11 protein-coding genes are annotated in these 16,493 nt (G+C 69.1%); 2 read left to right on the plus strand and 9 right to left on the minus strand.

From position 1 onward, the window contains the following. Window positions 1–7: 7 nt before the first annotated feature. Window positions 8–898, minus strand: coding sequence for a LysR family transcriptional regulator (locus M8R19_RS22780; protein WP_249918991.1), 891 nt, complete (start codon window positions 896–898; stop codon window positions 8–10). A 162-nt stretch (window positions 899–1,060) separates the two neighbouring features. Between M8R19_RS22780 and M8R19_RS22785 the strand changes: the two genes are divergently transcribed. After that, entirely contained in the window at window positions 1,061–2,596 is a 1,536-nt protein-coding gene (locus M8R19_RS22785; protein WP_249918992.1) for an MFS transporter, read from the plus strand. On the opposite strand, the gene rlmF is transcribed toward M8R19_RS22785, so the two are convergent. The 4 genes from rlmF to M8R19_RS22805 all read right to left on the minus strand — a co-directional run bounded on the left by rlmF (window position 2,597) and on the right by M8R19_RS22805 (window position 8,129). Continuing rightward, window positions 2,597–3,580: a 23S rRNA (adenine(1618)-N(6))-methyltransferase RlmF gene (gene rlmF, locus M8R19_RS22790; protein ID WP_249918993.1), complete on the minus strand. Its 984-nt coding sequence runs from the start codon at window positions 3,578–3,580 to the stop codon at window positions 2,597–2,599. Between the two features lie 652 nt (window positions 3,581–4,232). Next, window positions 4,233–4,529: a winged helix-turn-helix domain-containing protein gene (locus tag M8R19_RS22795; RefSeq protein WP_249918994.1), complete on the minus strand. Its 297-nt coding sequence runs from the start codon at window positions 4,527–4,529 to the stop codon at window positions 4,233–4,235. Between the two features lie 17 nt (window positions 4,530–4,546). After that, window positions 4,547–6,379, minus strand: coding sequence for an SLC13 family permease (locus tag M8R19_RS22800; RefSeq protein ID WP_249918995.1), 1,833 nt, complete (start codon window positions 6,377–6,379; stop codon window positions 4,547–4,549). Between the two features lie 94 nt (window positions 6,380–6,473). Further along, on the minus strand, window positions 6,474–8,129 hold the full coding sequence (locus tag M8R19_RS22805) for a thiamine pyrophosphate-binding protein (RefSeq protein WP_249918996.1): 1,656 nt from the start codon (window positions 8,127–8,129) through the stop codon (window positions 6,474–6,476). A 209-nt stretch (window positions 8,130–8,338) separates the two neighbouring features. Between M8R19_RS22805 and M8R19_RS22810 the strand changes: the two genes are divergently transcribed. Then, complete coding sequence (locus M8R19_RS22810) at window positions 8,339–10,243, plus strand: M14 family metallopeptidase (protein WP_249918997.1); 1,905 nt, start codon at window positions 8,339–8,341, stop codon at window positions 10,241–10,243. A 468-nt stretch (window positions 10,244–10,711) separates the two neighbouring features. On the opposite strand, the gene M8R19_RS22815 is transcribed toward M8R19_RS22810, so the two are convergent. The 4 genes from M8R19_RS22815 to M8R19_RS22830 form a co-directional block, all read right to left on the minus strand. Beyond that, complete coding sequence (locus tag M8R19_RS22815; protein WP_249918998.1) at window positions 10,712–13,561, minus strand: valine--tRNA ligase; 2,850 nt, start codon at window positions 13,559–13,561, stop codon at window positions 10,712–10,714. A 518-nt stretch (window positions 13,562–14,079) separates the two neighbouring features. Then, the gene (locus M8R19_RS22820; protein WP_249918999.1) at window positions 14,080–14,451 is read right to left on the minus strand and encodes a DNA polymerase III subunit chi; all 372 of its coding nucleotides are present in this window, start codon (window positions 14,449–14,451) and stop codon (window positions 14,080–14,082) included. A gap of 15 nt (window positions 14,452–14,466) precedes the next feature. Continuing rightward, window positions 14,467–14,895, minus strand: coding sequence for a DNA polymerase III subunit chi (locus M8R19_RS22825; RefSeq protein WP_249919000.1), 429 nt, complete (start codon window positions 14,893–14,895; stop codon window positions 14,467–14,469). Between the two features lie 34 nt (window positions 14,896–14,929). After that, window positions 14,930–16,417 (minus strand): leucyl aminopeptidase, encoded by a 1,488-nt coding sequence (locus tag M8R19_RS22830; protein ID WP_249919001.1) that lies wholly within the window; start codon window positions 16,415–16,417, stop codon window positions 14,930–14,932. Window positions 16,418–16,493: the final 76 nt, after the last annotated feature.

The following is a 16,493-nucleotide window of genomic DNA, read 5'->3' on the forward strand; positions in this document are numbered from 1 at the left end:
CGGCGGCTCAGCGCGCGGCGAACAGGCGGTCGCCGAGGAAGTCGAGGAACACCCGCAGCTTCAGCGGCATGCGCCGCCCGGCCGGCCACAGCGCGTGGAAGCTGCCCTGGTGTTCGGTATGCTCGGCCAGCACCTGCACCAGGCTGCCGTCGGCCAGCGCGCCGCGCACGGCGAAGTCCGGTAGGCAGGCGATGCCCATGCCCTGGCCGGCGACGCTGATCAGGGTGTCGGCGGTGTTGCAGGTGAGACCGCCGTCCAGGCGCGGTTCCGCCTCGCCCGGCGCCAGGCGCAGCGGCCACTTCTGCAGCTTGCCGGTGCTCGGGAAGCGGTAGTGCAGGCACAGGTGCCCGGCCAGGTCGGCCGGGCGCCGGGGCGTGCCGTACTGGCGCAGGTAGGCCGGCGCGGCTACCAGCAGCAGGCGGAAGTCGCCCAGCTGGCGCGCCTTGAGCCGCGAGTCGCGCAGCTCGCCGCTGCGCACCACCAGGTCGAAGCCTTCCTCGATGACGTCCACCAGGCGGTCGGTGAAGTCGATGTCCAGCTGGATGCGCGGGTAGCAGCGCATGAACTCCGGGAGCACCTGGGGGAACAGCCCGCTGACCAGCGGCATGCTGATCTTCAGGCGGCCGCGGGCCTGCTGGGTGGCCTGGGCCAGTTCCTGTTCCGCCGCCGCCAGTTCGTCGAGCACGCGGCGGCAGCGTTCGAGGAACAGCAGGCCTTCGTTGCTCAGGCTGAGGCTGCGCGTGCTGCGGTGGAACAGGCGTACGCCCAGGCGTTCCTCCAGGCGCGCGACGCTCTTGCCCACTGCAGAAGCGGAGAGGCCGAGCAGGCGCGCGGCCTGGGCGAAGCTGAGGGTTTCGGCGACCTGCAGGAAGACCCGCAGGCCGTTGAGGCTATCCATGGCGTAGCACCTTGGGTTGGGCGTGCGTCCATTGTGCGGCGGCGCTCGCGAAGGATTGCGGACAGATAAGTCCGTTATGTTCGGAATCCTAGCCGGTTTTTCCGCAATGCCGGGATGGTTAGCGTGCGTCGGGTGTTCCCCTGGCTCAACGACGGACCTGCCATGACCCTTTCCCGCTCTTCCCGAACCGATGACGTCGGCGCACCTCCGGCCGCCTCGCGCTGGCTCCTGCTGCTGGCGGCCAGCTTCACTGCCGTGCTCATCCCGCTGTGCTTCACCGGCCCGGCCGTGGTGCTGCCGGCGATCAGCCAAGAGCTGGGCGGCTCGGCGGTGGCGCTCAACTGGATCGTCAACGGCTACGTGCTGGCCTATGGCGCGGCCATGATGGCCGCCGGCAGCCTGGCCGACGTCTATGGGCGCCGGCGCGTCTGGCTGCTCGGCCTGTGGCTGTTCGCCCTGGCCACCCTGGCGGTCCCCCTGGCCGGCTCGGTGCCGGTGCTGGACGTGCTGCGCGTGGTGCAGGGCGTCGGCGGCTCGGCGGCGTTCGCCGCGGCCATGGCGGCGCTGGCCCAGGTGTTCCAGGGCCCGCTGCGCACGCGGGTGTTCAGCCTGCTCGGCACCACCTTCGGCGTGGGCCTGGCGTTCGGCCCGCTGCTGGCCGGCTGGCTCAGCGATGGCCCGGGCTGGCGCTGGGTATTCCTGCTGCCGGCGGCCTGCGGGCTCGCGTCCATCCCCCTGGTCATGCGCCATTGCCGGGAGAGCCGCGACCCGCGGGCGCTCGGCCTGGACTGGTCGGGCGCGCTGAGTTTCACCGCCGCTCTTTGTGCCTTCACCTATGGCCTGCTGCTGGCGCCGGAGCGTGGCTGGAGCAACCCCGCGGTGTCCGCCTGGTTACTGGCCGGCGTGGCGCTGTTGGCGCTGTTCGTCCGCGTGGAGCGGCGCGTGGCACAACCGATGCTGGACCTCTCGCTGTTCCGCCAGTGGCGCTTCGTCGGCGTGCAGTTGCTGGCCGCCTCGCCGGCCTTCGCCTACGTGGTGCTGATTGTGCTGCTGCCGGGGCGCTTCATCGGCATCGAGGGACAGAGCGCCGTGCAGGCCGGCTGGACGCTGCTGGCGCTGTCCGCGCCGCTGCTCCTGGTGCCTTTCCTGGCGGCGCTGCTGGCGCGCCATTTCAGCGCCGGCGGGCTGTCGGCGCTGGGCCTGCTGGTGGTTGCCGGCGGGCTGCTGTGGCTGGCCCGCAACCTGGCTGGCGAGCTGTCGCTGGGGCTGCCGCTGCTGTGCATCGGCGTGGGCATCGGCCTGCCCTGGGGGCTGATGGACGGCCTGGCGGTGAGCGTGGTGGAACCGGAGCGCGCCGGCATGGCGACCGGCATCTTCAATACCGTGCGGGTGTCCGCCGACGGCGTGGCCATCGCGGTGGTCGGCGCGCTGCTGGCGACCTTGCTGGCCGCCCAGTTGCAGGCGCCGGGCTTGTCGGCCGAGCTGCGCCTGGCCACTGCCAACCAGTTGGCCATCGGCAACCTGGCGGCGGCCGCGGCCGGGGCTCCGCAACTGACCGTGGAGCAATTGCGCGCGGACTATGTGGCGGCCTTCGGCCGCGTGTTGCAGGTGCTCGCCGGGATCACCGCGCTGGTGGCGGTGCTGGTGTTCCTGCTGCTGGATCGCGCCCGCAGCCCGGCGCTGGCCGCCGAGGCCTGATCAGGCGCTGCGGCGTTGTTCGTCGCTCTGGAAGGTCCAGGCGACGAAGCGGCTCTGCTTCTGCCCCTGGGCCATGTCCAGGGTGCGCACCTGCAGCGCGCCGGCCTTCTTCAGGGCGCGGCGGAAGTCGTCGAGGTTGCCGGCCTTGGACACCAGCGAGCTGAACCACTGCACCTGCTGCGCCACTTCGCGGCTCTCGCTGGCCATGCGCTTGAGGAAGGCGATCTCGCCGCCTTCGCACCACAGCTCGTTGCTCTGCCCGCCGAAGTTCAGCAGCGGCAGCTTGCGCGAGGGGTCGAGCTTGCCGAGGTTCTTCCATTTGCGCCGGCTGCCGGCGCGGGCTTCCTCGGGGGATGCATGGAACGGCGGGTTGCACAGGCTGGCGTGGAAGCGTTCGTCGGCGTGCAGCAGGCCGTGGAAGATGTGCTGCGGCTCGTTCTGCTGGCGCAGCTCGATGGCCTCGGCCAGGCCCGGGTTGCCCAGTACTATGTTGCGCGCCGAGGCCAGGGCGGCGGGTTCGATGTCGGCGCCGAGGAAGCGCCAGCCATAGTCGCGGTGGCCGATCAGCGGGTAGATGCAGTTGGCGCCGACGCCGATGTCCAGCACCCGCACGCCGGGCCCGCGCGGCACGCTGCCGGCGTTGTCTTCGGCCAGCAGGTCGGCAAGGTAGTGCACATAGTCGGCGCGGCCGGGGATCGGCGGGCAGAGGAAGTCGGCGGGGATTTCCCAGTGGCCGATGCCGTACTGCGCCTTGAGCAGCGCGCGGTTGAACACCCGCACCGCCTGCGGGTCGGCGAAGTCGATGCTGGGCTTGCCGTAGGGGTTGGTGATCACGTATTCGCCCAGCTCGGGGCTGGCGGCGATCAGGCTGGGAAAGTCGTAGCGCCCCTGGTGGCGGTTGCGCGGGTGCAGCAGGTCGGGCTTCTTCGCGGCGGGATCGCGCAGCGGTTGCGGCTTGGCGGGGCGTTTCGGCGGCTTGGGCATGGCGGGCGGCAGGGCAGGGGAGCGGAGGGCGATTTTCCCACAGAAGCGCGCCTTCTGCTTCTCGTAGGAGCGGATCTCATCCGCGAACCGCGCCGGGACGTCCGGCTATCGCGGACAAGGTCCGCTCCTACGGTTAGGAATGCCATGTCTCCAGGCAACCTGTAGGAGCGGGCCCTGCCCGCGATCTCGCGCGCAGGGCGCGCTCCTACAGGGGAATGGCGTGGGTGGGGCGGCGTAGGAGCGGATCTTATCCGCGAACCGCACCGGGACGTCCGGCTATCGCGGACAAGGTCCGCTCCTACGGTTAGGAATGCCATGTCTCCAGGCAACCTGTAGGAGCGGGCCCTGCCCGCGATTTCGCGCGCAGGGCGCGCTCCTACAGGGGAATGGCGTGGATGGGGCGGCGTAGGAGCGGATCTCATCCGCGAACCGCGTCGGGACGTCCGGCTATCGCGGACAAGGTCCGCTCCTACGGTTAGGAATGCCATGTCTCCAGGCAACCTGTAGGAGCGGGCCCTGCCCGCGATCTCGCGCGCAGGGCGCGCTCCTACAGGGGAATGGTGTGGGTGGGGCGGCGTAGGAGCGGATCTCATCCGCGAATCGCGCCGGGCGTCCGGCTATCGCGGACAAGGTCCGCTCCTACAAGGCGGATTCAGGGGTATTCCAGGATCGCCTTGATCTTCGCCAGGTTCGCCTCGATCCAGCGCGGATCGATGGCGCCCCAGTCGCGGATGCGGTAGTGCCCGGCGTTGTTGCGCTCGCCGGCGTGCTGTTCGAACGCGCAGTCGATGTCCAGGTCGACCAGTGCCGCCAGGGTGTCCTGGGCGGTGCGCCGGGGCATGCCGGTGGCTTCCATCAGCGCCGGCACGCTGCTGGCCTGGCCGCTGTGCACCAGCCAGGCGACGTACAGGCGGCGGTAGAAACTGCTCTTGGTCTTGCTCACTTCCATGGGCTTTCCTTGTTCGGTCAATGCAGCGGCAGCAGCCAGGGTACCAGCAACACGCTGACGATCATCACCAGCAGGGTGAAGGGCACGCCGACCCTGACGAAATCGCCGAAGCGGTAGTGCCCGGGGCCCAGCACCAGGGTGTTCACCGGCGAGGAGATGGGCGTCATGAAGGCCGCCGAGGCGGCCAGCGCGACTATCATGGCGAAGGGTTCCGGCTGGGCGCCCAGGGCCCTGGCGGTGGCGATGGCCACCGGCGCCATGAGCACGGCGGTGGCGGTGTTGGAGATGAACAGGCCGATCAGCGCGGTGAGCAGGAACAGGCTGGCGAGGATCAGGTAGGGCCCGGCGCCGCCCAGGGCCGCCACCAGGGCCCGCACCGCCAGGTCGATGCCGCCGGTCTTCTGCAGGGCCAGGGCGAAGGGCAGCATGCCGACGATCAGCACCAGGCTCTGCCAGTGGATGGCGCGGTAGGCGCTGTCCATGTCGATGCAGCGGAAGGCGCCCATCAGCAGGCAGGCGATCAGCGCGGCCAGCACGTTGGGCACCAGGCCGCTGACCATCAGCAGCACCATCACCCCCAGGCTCAGCAGCGCATGGGGCGCCTGGCTGGCCGCCGGCGCGGCCTCGTCCACTTCCGCCGGCAGGCTCAGCACCAGGAAGTCGCGGCCCTGGCCCTGGAGCTGGCGGATGTCCTTCCAGGCACCCACCACCAGCAGGGTGTCGCCGACCTTCAGCTTGGCGTCCAGCAGGCCGTCGACCACGGCTTCGCGGTTGCGCCGCAGGCCCACCACGTTGAGCCCGTACTGGCTGCGGAAGCCCAGCTGCAGGATGCTCTTGCCCAGCAGCGCGGATTCCGGCGGCAGCGTCACCTCGGCCATGCCCACCTCGTGGGCACGCTCGGTGAAGTAGTCGCCGTGCAGGCTCAGCGGTTCCAGGCCGTATTCGTGGTAGAGGGCGAGCAGGTCGATGCCCGGCTGGTAGATGTCCACCAGCAGTACGTCGCCGACCTGCAGCACCACGTCGGCGCCGGGGCTGAGGATCTTCAGGCGGAAGCGCGCCAGGCGCTCGATGGCGATCACGTTGGTGCCGCGCTCGGTGCGCAGCTGGACGTCGCCGAGGGTCATGCCGGCCAGCGTGGAGTCGGGGCGGATGCGCAGCCGGCGTTCGCGCCCGGCCAACTGGTAGTCGCGGATCAGGTCGCGCAGCGAGCGGCGCTGCGCGGCGTTGCCGGGGCCGTCATGGTTGTCGCCGAGCCAGCGCCGGGCCACCAGCATGTAGGCCACGCCCAGGACCAGGATCACCAGGCCGATGGGGGTGAAGCTGAAGAAGCCGAAGCCCGGCTCGCCCTCGCGCACCAGTTCACTGTGCACCACCATGTTCGGCGGCGTGGCCACCAGGGTGAGCATGCCGCTGATCAGCCCGGCGAAGCTCAGCGGCATCATCAGCCGCGCCGGCGAGACGTTCAGGCGCCCGGCGACGCTGAGCACCACCGGGATGAAGATCGCCACCACGCCGGTGGAACTCATCACCGAGCCCAGCCCGGCCACCGCCAGCATCAGCAGCACCAGCAGGCGCGTCTCGTCGCTGCCGGCCTTGTGCGTCAGCCACTCGCCGATGCGGTAGGCCACGCCGGTGCGCACCAGGCCCTCGCCGATGATGAAGAGCGCGGCGATCAGCACCACGCTGGGGTCGGCGAAGCCGGCCAGGGCTTCCTGCACGCTGAGCACGCCGGTCAGCGGCAGGGCCACCATGGCCAGCAGGGCGACCACGTCCATGCGCGGCCGGTTGACGACGAACAGCGCCACCGCGGTGGCGAGCAGGAACAGGACCCAGAGCAGTTGCGGATTCATGCGCTTCCTTAGCCGGCGAATCGGCGGGCATTGTGCCCAGGCGACGGGCGCAATGCCTTGATCCGATGCAGCTTAGCGAAGCCTTCGGCGGTTTTCAGGAAAGCCGCGCCACCGGGGTGATCTGCCGTGGGTCGGTGCGCAGCTCGATCAGCGCCGGCTTGCCGCAGGCCTGGGCGCGCTGGAAGGCGGCGGCGAAGTCCTCGGTGCGCTCCACCAACTCGCCGTGGGCGCCGAAGGCCCGGGCCAGGGCGACGAAGTCCGGGTTGTGCAGCCCGGTCGCCGAGACGCGCCCCGGGTACTCGCGTTCCTGGTGCATGCGGATGGTGCCGAGCATGCCGTTGTTGACCACGATGACGATCAGCGCGGCGCCGAACTGCACGGCGGTGGCCAGTTCCTGCGGGTACATCATGAAGCAGCCGTCGCCGGCGAAGCACACCACCTCGCGCTGCGGCTCGCGCAGCTTGGCGGCGATGGCGGCGGGGAAGCCGTAGCCCATGGCGCCGTTGGTGGGCGCCAGTTGGCTGCGGGCGGCGCGGTAGCGGTAGAAGCGGTGCACCCAGACAGCGTAGTTGCCGGCGCCGTTGCTGATCACCGCGTCCTCGGGAAGGGTTTCGGCGAGGTGGCCGACCACCGCGGCCAGGTCCACGCCCTGCAGTTCGGCGGGGCTGGCCGGCGGGGTGGAATAGGCCAGGTAGTCGGCGCGGGCCTCGGCGGTCCACTCGGCCCAGGGGCGGTTTTCCAGGGGCGCCAGGGCGTCGAGGGCGGCGGCCATGGCCGGCAGGCTGGCCTGGATCGGCAGGTCGGCCTGGTAGACGCGGCCCAGCTCGCTGGCGTCGGGGTGGACGTGGATCAGCGTCTGCCCGGGTTTCGGACTGCGCACCAGGGTGTAGCCGGCGCTGGGTGTCTCGCTCAGGCGCGAGCCGAGCACCAGCAGCAGGTCGGCCTCCTGCACCCGCGCGGCGAGCTTGGGCGAGGCGCCGAAGCCGAGCTGGCCGGCGTACTGCTCGTCGCGGTTGTCGTACAGGTCCTGGCGGCGGAACGAGGCCACCACCGGCAGTTCGTTGGCCCGGGCGAAGCGTTGCAGGGCGCGGCGCCCGGCCTCGTCCCAGCCGGTGCCGCCGATCACCAGCAGCGGCTTGCGGGCGCGGGCGAGCAGGCTGCGCAGTTCCTCCAGCGCGGCCAGCGGCGGGGCGACCTGCGGAATGCGCGGGGCGGGCGCGTCCGCCACCTGCGCGGTGCCGAACAGCACTTCCTCCGGCAGGGCGACCACCACCGGGCCGGGGCGGCCGGACTGGGCCACGGCGAAGGCCTGGGCGACCACCTCGGGGATGCGCTGGATGTCGTCGATCTCCGTGGCCCATTTGGCCAGGCCGCCGAACATCTGCCGGTAGTCCACTTCCTGGAATGCCTCGCGGCCCTTGAAGGCGCTTTCCACCTGGCCGACGAAGAGGATCATCGGCGTGGAGTCCTGTTTCGCCGTGTGCACGCCGTTGGCCGCGTGGGTGGCGCCCGGCCCGCGGGTGACGAAGCAGATGCCCGGGCGCCCGGTGAGCTTGCCGTAGGCGTCGGCCATGTTCGAGGCGGCGCCTTCGTGGCGGGTGACGATGGTGCGGATCGAAGGCGCGTCGTGCAGGGCGTCGAGCACCGGCAGGTAGCTTTCGCCGGGGATGCAGTAGACGGTGTCCACCGCGTTGCGCAGCAGGGCTTCGACGAGGATCTGGCCGCCATTGCGGGCGGGGAGGTCGGACATGGTGCGGGCTCCTGTGGAAGTCGGGACGGCGGCTTTCCGGGCCGCGCTGGCGCGTCGATCTTCGGCCCAAAGCCTGCGCCGCGCCAAGCGAGCTTTCTTCGGGTAGTCATTCCACCCCGGAATGACACCTGCGACAACCGGCCCCTTCGGCCGCGCGGATCATGGTCTAAGGTTTCCGGGCCATGGCTCACCGCGAAAGGAGGCCCACCATGCGCCATCGAGGATTCCGCCCGCTGTACGCCGCGCTGCTGCTGAGCGGCAGCCTGCCGGCCCTGGCCGCGTTGCCCCAGGCGCCCGGCTACGTCGACGACAGCGGCTACCCGGCGGCCGCCAAGCAGCGCATCCTGCCGCCGATGTTCGAGCAGAAGCTGAGCAGCACCCGCTACCTGGCCAAGCCCGACGACCCGCTGATCACCCTGGCCGAGTCCAGCGGCTTCCGGCAGACCAGCGACTACCAGCAGACCCGCGAGTACCTGAAGAAGCTGGCCGATGCTTCCGGCGGCAAGCTGCAGCTGAGCGAGCTGCCGGAAAAGAGCGCCAGCGGCGAGCCGATGCTGCTGGTGACCGCGTCCAGCGAGGCCGACAAGTCGCCGAGCGGGCTGAACGGCTCGGGCAAGCCGACGCTCTTCGTCGAGGCCGAGATCCACCCCGGCGAGGCCAACGGCAAGGACGCGATGTTCATGCTGCTGCGCGACATGACCGCCGGGGTCAAGCCGCTGGCGGGGCTGCTGGAGAAGGTCAACATCCTCTTCATTCCCACCGTGAACGTCGACGGCGACCTGCGCCGCAGCCCCTACGGGCGCATCAACCAGAACGGCCCGGAGGTCACCGGCTGGCGCGTCAACGGCCTGAACCTGAACCTCAACCGCGACTTCACCAAGCTCGACAGCGCGGAAATCCGCAACGTCGCCTGGGTGTTCAACCAGTACGACCTGAGCTTCTTCGCCGACACCCACTCCACCGACGGCGCCATGTACCCCTACGACAGCTCCTACTGCCACAACGGCAACGGCTGGTCGCCGGCGTCCAGCCAGTGGATGGACAAGGTCATGCGCGGCCCGGTGTACAAGGAGTTGGAGGACGACGGCCACGTGGTGCACGAGTGCATCAGCCTCAACGATAACCAGGACCCGGCCAAGGGCTACTACCCCTACCGCACGGACCTTGCGCGCTTCTCCAACCAGTACGGGGACATCCGCAACGTGCCCTCGATCCTCATCGAACAGCACGCGCTGCACCCGTATGAAACCCAGGTGCTGGGCAACTACGTGATGCTCAAGGCGATGTTCCAGGTGATCGGTGACAACGCCGAGTCGCTCAAGGCCGCCATCGCCAAGGACCGCGAGCGCCTGGAGGCGCAGAAGGAGGTGATCCTGACCTGGAAGCCGGGCAAGGAGCAGCACACGCCCTTCGTCGTCGGCGACTACCACTACGAGCAATCGCCCATCACCGGCGCCAGGACCATCGTCTGGAGCAACAAGCCGAAGACCTTGCAGGTGCCGATCAGCGACAACTCGGTGCCTGACCTTGTGGTCAAGCGGCCGAAGCAGTACGTGGTGCCGGTGCAGTGGCGCGAGGTCATCGCCCGGCTCAAGGCCCACGGCATCCGCATGAAGACCCTGGAGCAGCCGGCTGCCATCGAAGTCACCCTGTACCGCATGGACGACATCAAGCTGGCCGGCGGCTTCGAACCGGACCGCGCGGCGGCCAACGAAATCCCCGGCTACGAGGGGCACCTGCTGGTCAGCGGAACCGGCAAGCCGTTCCAGCGCCTGCAGACCTTCCCGGCAGGCTCGGTGGTGATCGACACCGACCAGCCGCTGGGTGTGCTGGCGATCAACCTGCTGACCGCCGAGAGCCCGGATTCGTTCTGGTCCTGGGGCTTCTTCAACTCGACGCTGGTGTCTGCCGAAGAGCCGGAGGAATACGTGATGGAGCCGATGGCGCGCAAGATGCTCGCCGAGGACCCGCAGCTGAAGGCGGAGTTCGAGAAGAAGCTGAAGGAGGACAAGGCCTTCGCCAAGGACCCGCATGCACGGCTGGAATGGTTCTACCAGCGCACGCCCTTCTATGACGTGAATGCCTACGTCTACCCGGTCGGCACGGTGTTCTGAGGGACAAGGCTCTTCGTAGGAGCGAGGGGGACGCCTAGTTCTTGCTCGCGAATGAGCCCCGCAGCGGAGTCTGTTCGCGAGCAAGCTCGCTCCTACGAGAAGCCGTGCTCGCCGGTATGGTAGGACTCCACACGCGATGGACCGAACGCCGGCCCTGCCGGCGCAATCGCGGATGAGATCCGCTCCTACGCTGCCCCACCTGCGCCATTCCCCTGTAGGAGCGGGCCCTGCGCGCGAATCGCGGGCAGGGCCCGCTCCTACAGGTACGGGAGAAGCACCGTCGTAGGAGCGGATCTCATCCGCGAACCGCGCCGGTGGTTCCGGCTATCGCGGACAAGGTCCGCTCCTACGACCGTGCTTCTCTGGAACCGTAGGGCGCATAACCGTTCGCGGTTATGCGCCGCCGGCCGTAACGTCGGTGCCAGAAAGCACAAGGCCCGCATTCGCGGGCCCTGTGGATGACGCCTGTTACAGGCTGGCGATCTTCTCGCGCTGCTGGATCAGGTTGGTCACCGCCTGCTCGGCTTCGGCGAGCTTGGCGCGTTCCTTCTCGATCACTTCGGCCGGGGCCTTGGCGACGAAGCCTTCGTTGGACAGCTTGCCGCCCACGCGCTTGACCTCGCCTTCCAGGCGCTGGATTTCCTTGTCCAGGCGCGCCAGTTCGGCGGCCTTGTCGATCAGCCCGGCCATGGGCACCAGCACTTGCAGTTCGCCCACCAGCGCGGTGGCCGACATCGGCGGTTCCTCGCCTTCGTCGAGCACGCGCACCGACTCCAGCTTGGCCAGCTTCATCAGCAGCGGCTCGTTGTCGGCCAGGCGGCGGTGGTCTTCGGGGGAGGCGTTGTTCAGCACCAGGTCGATGCGCTTGGCCATGGAGATGTTCATCTCGCCGCGGATCTGGCGGATGCCCAGCATCAGCTGCTTGACCCACTCGATGTCGCCTTCGGCGGCGGCGTCGATCTTCGCCTCGTCGGCCACCGGCCAGGGTTGCAGCATCAGGGTGTCGCCCTGCTTGCCCGCGGAGGCCTTGATGCGCTGCCAGATTTCCTCGGTGATGAACGGCATGAACGGGTGCGCCAGGCGCAGCGCGGTCTCCAGCACGCGCACCAGGGTGCGGCGGGTGCCGCGCTGGCGCTCGACGGGCGCGTTCTCGTCCCACAGCACCGGCTTGACCAGTTCCAGGTACCAGGCGCAGTACTCGTCCCAGACGAACTCGTAGAGGGCCTGGGTGGCCAGGTCGAAGCGGAAGGCGTCGAGCTGGCGGGCGACTTCCTGCTCGGTGCGCTGCAGGGCGGAGATGATCCAGCGGTCCACCGCGGACAGCTCGACCGGCTCGCCGTTCACGCCGGTGTCCTGGCCATCGGTGTTCTCGATGACGAAGTTGGCGGCGTTCCACAGCTTGTTGCAGAAGTTGCGGTAGCCCTCGACGCGGCCCATGTCGAACTTGATGTCGCGGCCGGTGGAGGCCAGCGAGCAGAAGGTGAAGCGCAGGGCGTCGGTGCCGTAGCTGGCGATGCCTTCGGGGAATTCCGCCTTGGTCTGCTTGGCGATCTTCTCGGCGAGCTTGGGCTGCATCATGCCGCTGGTGCGTTTCTCCAGCAGCGCGTCGAGGCTGATGCCGTCGACGATGTCCAGCGGGTCGAGCACGTTGCCCTTGGACTTGGACATCTTCTGGCCCTGGCCGTCGCGCACCAGGCCGTGGACGTACACGGTCTTGAACGGGATCTGCGGGGTGCCGTCCTCGTTCTTGATGAGGTGCATGGTCAGCATGATCATGCGCGCCACCCAGAAGAAGATGATGTCGAAGCCGGTCACCAGCACGTCGGTGGGGTGGAAGGTCTTCAGGTATTCGGTCTGTTCCGGCCAGCCGAGGGTGGAGAAGGTCCACAGGCCCGAGCTGAACCAGGTGTCCAGCACGTCTTCGTCCTGGCGCAGCTTGGCGTCGCCGAGGTTGTGCTTGGCGCGCACTTCGGCCTCGTCGCGGCCGACGTAGACGTTGCCGGCCTCGTCGTACCAGGCCGGGATGCGGTGGCCCCACCACAGCTGGCGGCTGATGCACCAGTCCTGGATGTCGCGCATCCAGCTGAAGTACATGTTCTCGTACTGCTTGGGCACGAACTGGATGCGGCCGTCTTCCACGGCGGCGATGGCGGGTTCGGCCAGCGGCTTGGTGGAGACGTACCACTGGTCGGTCAGCCAGGGCTCGATGACGGTGCCGGAGCGGTCGCCCTTGGGCACTTTCAGCGCGTGGTCGTCGATCTTCTCCAGCAGGCCCTTGGCCTCGAAGTCGGCGACGATCTGCTTGCGCGCGACGAAGCGGTCCAGGCCGGCGTAGGCGGCCGGCAGGCTGGCGTCGACATCCGGGTTGACGCTGCCGTCGAGCTTGAACACCTGGGCGGTGGCGAGGACGGCGGCGTCCTTGTCGAAGATGTTGATCAGCGGCAGGTCGTGGCGCTTGCCGACTTCGTAGTCGTTGAAGTCGTGGGCCGGGGTGATCTTCACGCAGCCGGTGCCGAACTCGCGGTCGACGTAGTCGTCGGCGACGATCGGGATGCGCCGGCCCACCAGCGGCAGCTCGACGAAGGTGCCGATCAGGGCCTGGTAGCGCTCGTCCTCCGGGTGCACGGCGACCGCGCTGTCACCGAGCAGGGTTTCCGGGCGGGTGGTGGCGACCACCAGGTGGTCCTTGCCGTCGGCGGTCTTGTGGCCGTCGGCCAGGGGGTAACGCAGGTGCCAGAGGTGGCCCTTCTCGTCGTGGTTCTCCACTTCCAGGTCGGAAATGGCGGTGTGGAACTTGGTGTCCCAGTTGACCAGGCGCTTGCCGCGGTAGATCAGGCCGTCGTCGAACAGGCGGACGAAGGCTTCCTTCACCGCGTTGGACAGGCCGTCGTCCATGGTGAAGCGCTCGCGCGACCAGTCCACCGAGGAGCCCAGGCGGCGGATCTGCCGGGTGATGGTGCCGCCGGACTGTTCCTTCCACTCCCAGACCTTGTCCAGGAACTTCTCGCGGCCGAGGTCGTGGCGCGCCACGCCCTGGGCGGCCAGCTGGCGCTCCACCACCATCTGGGTGGCGATGCCGGCGTGGTCGGTGCCCGGCTGCCACAGGGTGTTGCGGCCCTGCATGCGGCGGTAGCGGATCAGCGCGTCCATGATGGCGTTGTTGAAGCCGTGGCCCATATGCAGGCTGCCGGTGACGTTCGGCGGCGGGATCATGATGGTGTACGGCTCGCCGGAACCCTGCGGGGCGAAGTAGTTGTTCTGCTCCCAGGTGGGGTACCAGTGGGATTCGATGGCGTGGGGCTGGTAGGTCTTGTCCATGAGCGCGGCGGGACCCTGTTAGCGGCTAGACGGAAAACCGGAGAGTATAACGGCTGCCGAGGGGCGGCGGCCACCGGCGATCTGGGGGCTGGAGGGGGCTTGCGTAGGAGGGAGCCTGCTTGCGAAATGGGGTTTGCCGGTTACGGCGGGTGTTCAGGCTGGTCCCGTTGCCCTCACCCCAGCCCTCTCCCAGAGGGAGAGGGGGCCGTTCGGCGTGGGCGGGAGGTCCGGCGTCAACCTGTAGGAGCGCGCCCTGCCCGCGATTCGCGCGCAGGGCGCGCTCCTACAATGGGCAGGGGGCGTTACGGCGGGGTTTTCAGGTTGGTCCCGTTGCCTTCACTTCAGCCCTCTCCCGGAGGGAGAGGGGGCCGTTCGGCGTGGTCGGGAAGTCCGGCGTCAACCTGTAGGAGCGGGCCCTGCCCGCGATTCGCGCGCAGGGCGCGCTCCTACAATGGGCGTGGTGTGAGGTGACCCGTAGGAGCGGATCTCATCCGCGATCGCGCCGGCAGGGCCGGCGGTCAGGGCTTGCGTTGGGCCAGCAGCCTTTGCAGGCGCGCTTCCAGCCGGCGCTGCAGTTCGGCTTCGATCTGCGGCACGAAGTCGTCGATCACGTCCTGCAGGAGCAGTTGCGCGGCGGCGCGCAGTTCGCTGTCCAGGCGGGCCTGTTCGCGGTTGTGGCCCGCTGGTGGCAGGTCGTCCTCGGGCTCTTCCTCGGCCGGGGCCGGCCGCGGCGAGGCCTGCACCACGTCGGAGAGCAGCGGGATGTTGTCCGGCTCGAAGGATTCGGTGAGCAGGGGCGGTTCGCCATCCGACTCGCCGAGCAGGTCGTGGATCGACTCCAGGTCGTCGAGCAGGTGGTCGGGGTCTTGCGGAGGCTTGCGGCTGTCCATTTTTCCGGTAGAGCGTCAGAGGCGCGGCAGGCGATGGTCCTGCAAAGGATAGCCCTGCTCGCGGTAGTAGCGGAAATTCTCCCGTGCCGCCTGGCGGATGGCCGGCTCCTCCACCACCAGTTCGGCGATGCGCGAGAACTCGCCGGCGAAGGCCGGTACCGCCAGCGTCAGGTTGATCAGCAGGTCGCGGCGGCCCGCCGGCGGCTCGCCCAGGCCCAGGGTGACCGGGGCCTGGGCGTCTTCCTCGGCGGCGTTGTGCGGCACGAAGGCTTCCTTGCGGAAGCTCCACAGGCGCGCGTCCAGGGCCTCGCGCTGGGCTTCGTCGGCGCACAGCAGGTACACCCGCATGCCCTGCCGCCAGGCCTTGTCGGCCAGGCGGCAGGCGATGGTCAGGCGCGCGTCGGGATCGGCGCTGGGGATGACGTAGAAGTCGACCCGCGTCATGCCGGCGATCCCATCGAACGATTGCGCTTTGCCATTACTTCACGCGGTCCAGCAGGTACTGGGTGAGCAGCGGCACCGGGCGGCCGGTGGCGCCCTTGTCCTTGCCGCCGCTGATCCAGGCGGTGCCGGCGATGTCCAGGTGCGCCCAGTGGTACTTCTTGGCGAAGCGCGAGAGGAAGCAGCCGGCGGTGATGGTGCCGGCCTTCGGCCCGCCGATGTTGGCGATGTCGGCGAAGGGGCTGTCCAACTGCTCCTGGTACTCGTCGAACAGCGGCAGTTGCCAGGCGCGGTCGTCGGCGTGCTCGCCGGCCTTGAGCAACTGGCGCACCAGGGCGTCGTTGTTGCCCATCAGGCCCGAGGTGTTGGCGCCCAGGGCGACGATGCAGGCGCCGGTGAGGGTGGCGATGTCCACCACCGACTGCGGCTTGAAGCGCTCGGCGTAGGTCAGGGTGTCGCACAGCACCAGGCGGCCTTCGGCGTCGGTGTTGAGGATTTCCACGGTCTGCCCGCTCATGGTGGTGACGATGTCGCCGGGGCGGGTGGCGCGGCCGCTGGGCATGTTCTCGGCGCAGGCCAGCAGGCCCACCAGGTTGATCGGCAGCTGCAGTTCCAGCACCGCGCGGAAGGTGCCGAAGACGCTGGCGGCGCCGCACATGTCGAACTTCATCTCGTCCATGCCCAGGCCGGGCTTGAGGCTGATGCCGCCGGTGTCGAAGGTGATGCCCTTGCCCACCAGCGCGTAGGGCGCCTCGTCCTTCTTGCCGCCGTTGTACTGCAGCACGATCAGCCGCGGCGGCTGCTCGCTGCCCTGGGCCACGGCGAGGAAGGCGCCCATGCCCAGCTCGCGGAGTTTCTTCTCGTCCAGCACCTCGACCTTGAGGTTCTTGTGCGCCTTGGTCAGGGCCTTGGCCTCGTCGGCCAGGAAGCTGGGGTGGCAGAGGTTCGGCGGCAGGTTGCCGAGGTCGCGGGTCAGGGCCATGCCGTTGGCGATGGCCTGGGCCTCCTTGGCGCCCTGCTCGACGGTAGGAGCGTCGGCCTTGTCGGCCAGCAGGGTGATCTTCTTCAGCTTGGGCGCGTCGGCCTTCTGGCTCTTGAAGCGGTCGAACACGTACAGGCCATCGGCCAGCGTCTCCACCAGCAGGCGCGCCTTGCCGTGGGCGTTGCGGCCCTTGACCGCCAGGTCGCCCAGGGCCAGCACGGCGTCGCCGCCGCCCAGGCTCTTCAGGCTGCCGAGCACCGAGGAAACCAGTTTGCGGTATTGGCGGTCGGAGAGTTCGCGCTCCTTGCCCGCGCCCACCAGCAGCACGCGTTCGGCCTTAAGGTTGGGCAAAGCTTGCAGGAGTAGGGTCTGGCCGACCTTGCCGGCCAGGTCGCCGCGCTTGAGCAGGGCGGCGATGGCGCCGCCGCTGGCGGCGTCCACGGCCTGGGCCACGGCGCCGAGTTTGCGGCCTTCGCCGACGGCGAGCACCAGGGTGGCGGTCTTCAGGGTTTGCGGACTGACGCTTTTTACAAGGAATTCCATGACAAGGTGTCCCCGGAGCGAAGGGTCGAAGTGGCGGGTGGTCGGCGACCCGTCCCGGTGTCTGCGCAGTGACAGG

Source organism: Pseudomonas sp. R3.Fl (genome assembly GCF_023516765.1).
GTDB lineage: Bacteria > Pseudomonadota > Gammaproteobacteria > Pseudomonadales > Pseudomonadaceae > Pseudomonas > Pseudomonas citronellolis.

Excerpts from the sequence above, each read along its gene's own strand:
- M8R19_RS22805 (WP_249918996.1), bottom strand. The coding sequence starts at position 8,129 with ATGTCCGACCTCCCCGCCCGCAATGGCGGCCAGATCCTCGTCGAAGCC.
- M8R19_RS22825 (WP_249919000.1), bottom strand. The coding sequence starts at position 14,895 with ATGACGCGGGTCGACTTCTACGTCATCCCCAGCGCCGATCCCGACGCG.
- M8R19_RS22795 (WP_249918994.1), bottom strand. The coding sequence starts at position 4,529 with ATGGAAGTGAGCAAGACCAAGAGCAGTTTCTACCGCCGCCTGTACGTC.
- M8R19_RS22810 (WP_249918997.1), top strand. The coding sequence starts at position 8,339 with ATGCGCCATCGAGGATTCCGCCCGCTGTACGCCGCGCTGCTGCTGAGC.
- rlmF (WP_249918993.1), bottom strand. The coding sequence starts at position 3,580 with ATGCCCAAGCCGCCGAAACGCCCCGCCAAGCCGCAACCGCTGCGCGAT.
- M8R19_RS22830 (WP_249919001.1), bottom strand. The coding sequence starts at position 16,417 with ATGGAATTCCTTGTAAAAAGCGTCAGTCCGCAAACCCTGAAGACCGCC.
- M8R19_RS22785 (WP_249918992.1), top strand. The coding sequence starts at position 1,061 with ATGACCCTTTCCCGCTCTTCCCGAACCGATGACGTCGGCGCACCTCCG.
- M8R19_RS22820 (WP_249918999.1), bottom strand. The coding sequence starts at position 14,451 with ATGGACAGCCGCAAGCCTCCGCAAGACCCCGACCACCTGCTCGACGAC.
- M8R19_RS22780 (WP_249918991.1), bottom strand. The coding sequence starts at position 898 with ATGGATAGCCTCAACGGCCTGCGGGTCTTCCTGCAGGTCGCCGAAACC.
- M8R19_RS22815 (WP_249918998.1), bottom strand. The coding sequence starts at position 13,561 with ATGGACAAGACCTACCAGCCCCACGCCATCGAATCCCACTGGTACCCC.
- M8R19_RS22800 (WP_249918995.1), bottom strand. The coding sequence starts at position 6,379 with ATGAATCCGCAACTGCTCTGGGTCCTGTTCCTGCTCGCCACCGCGGTG.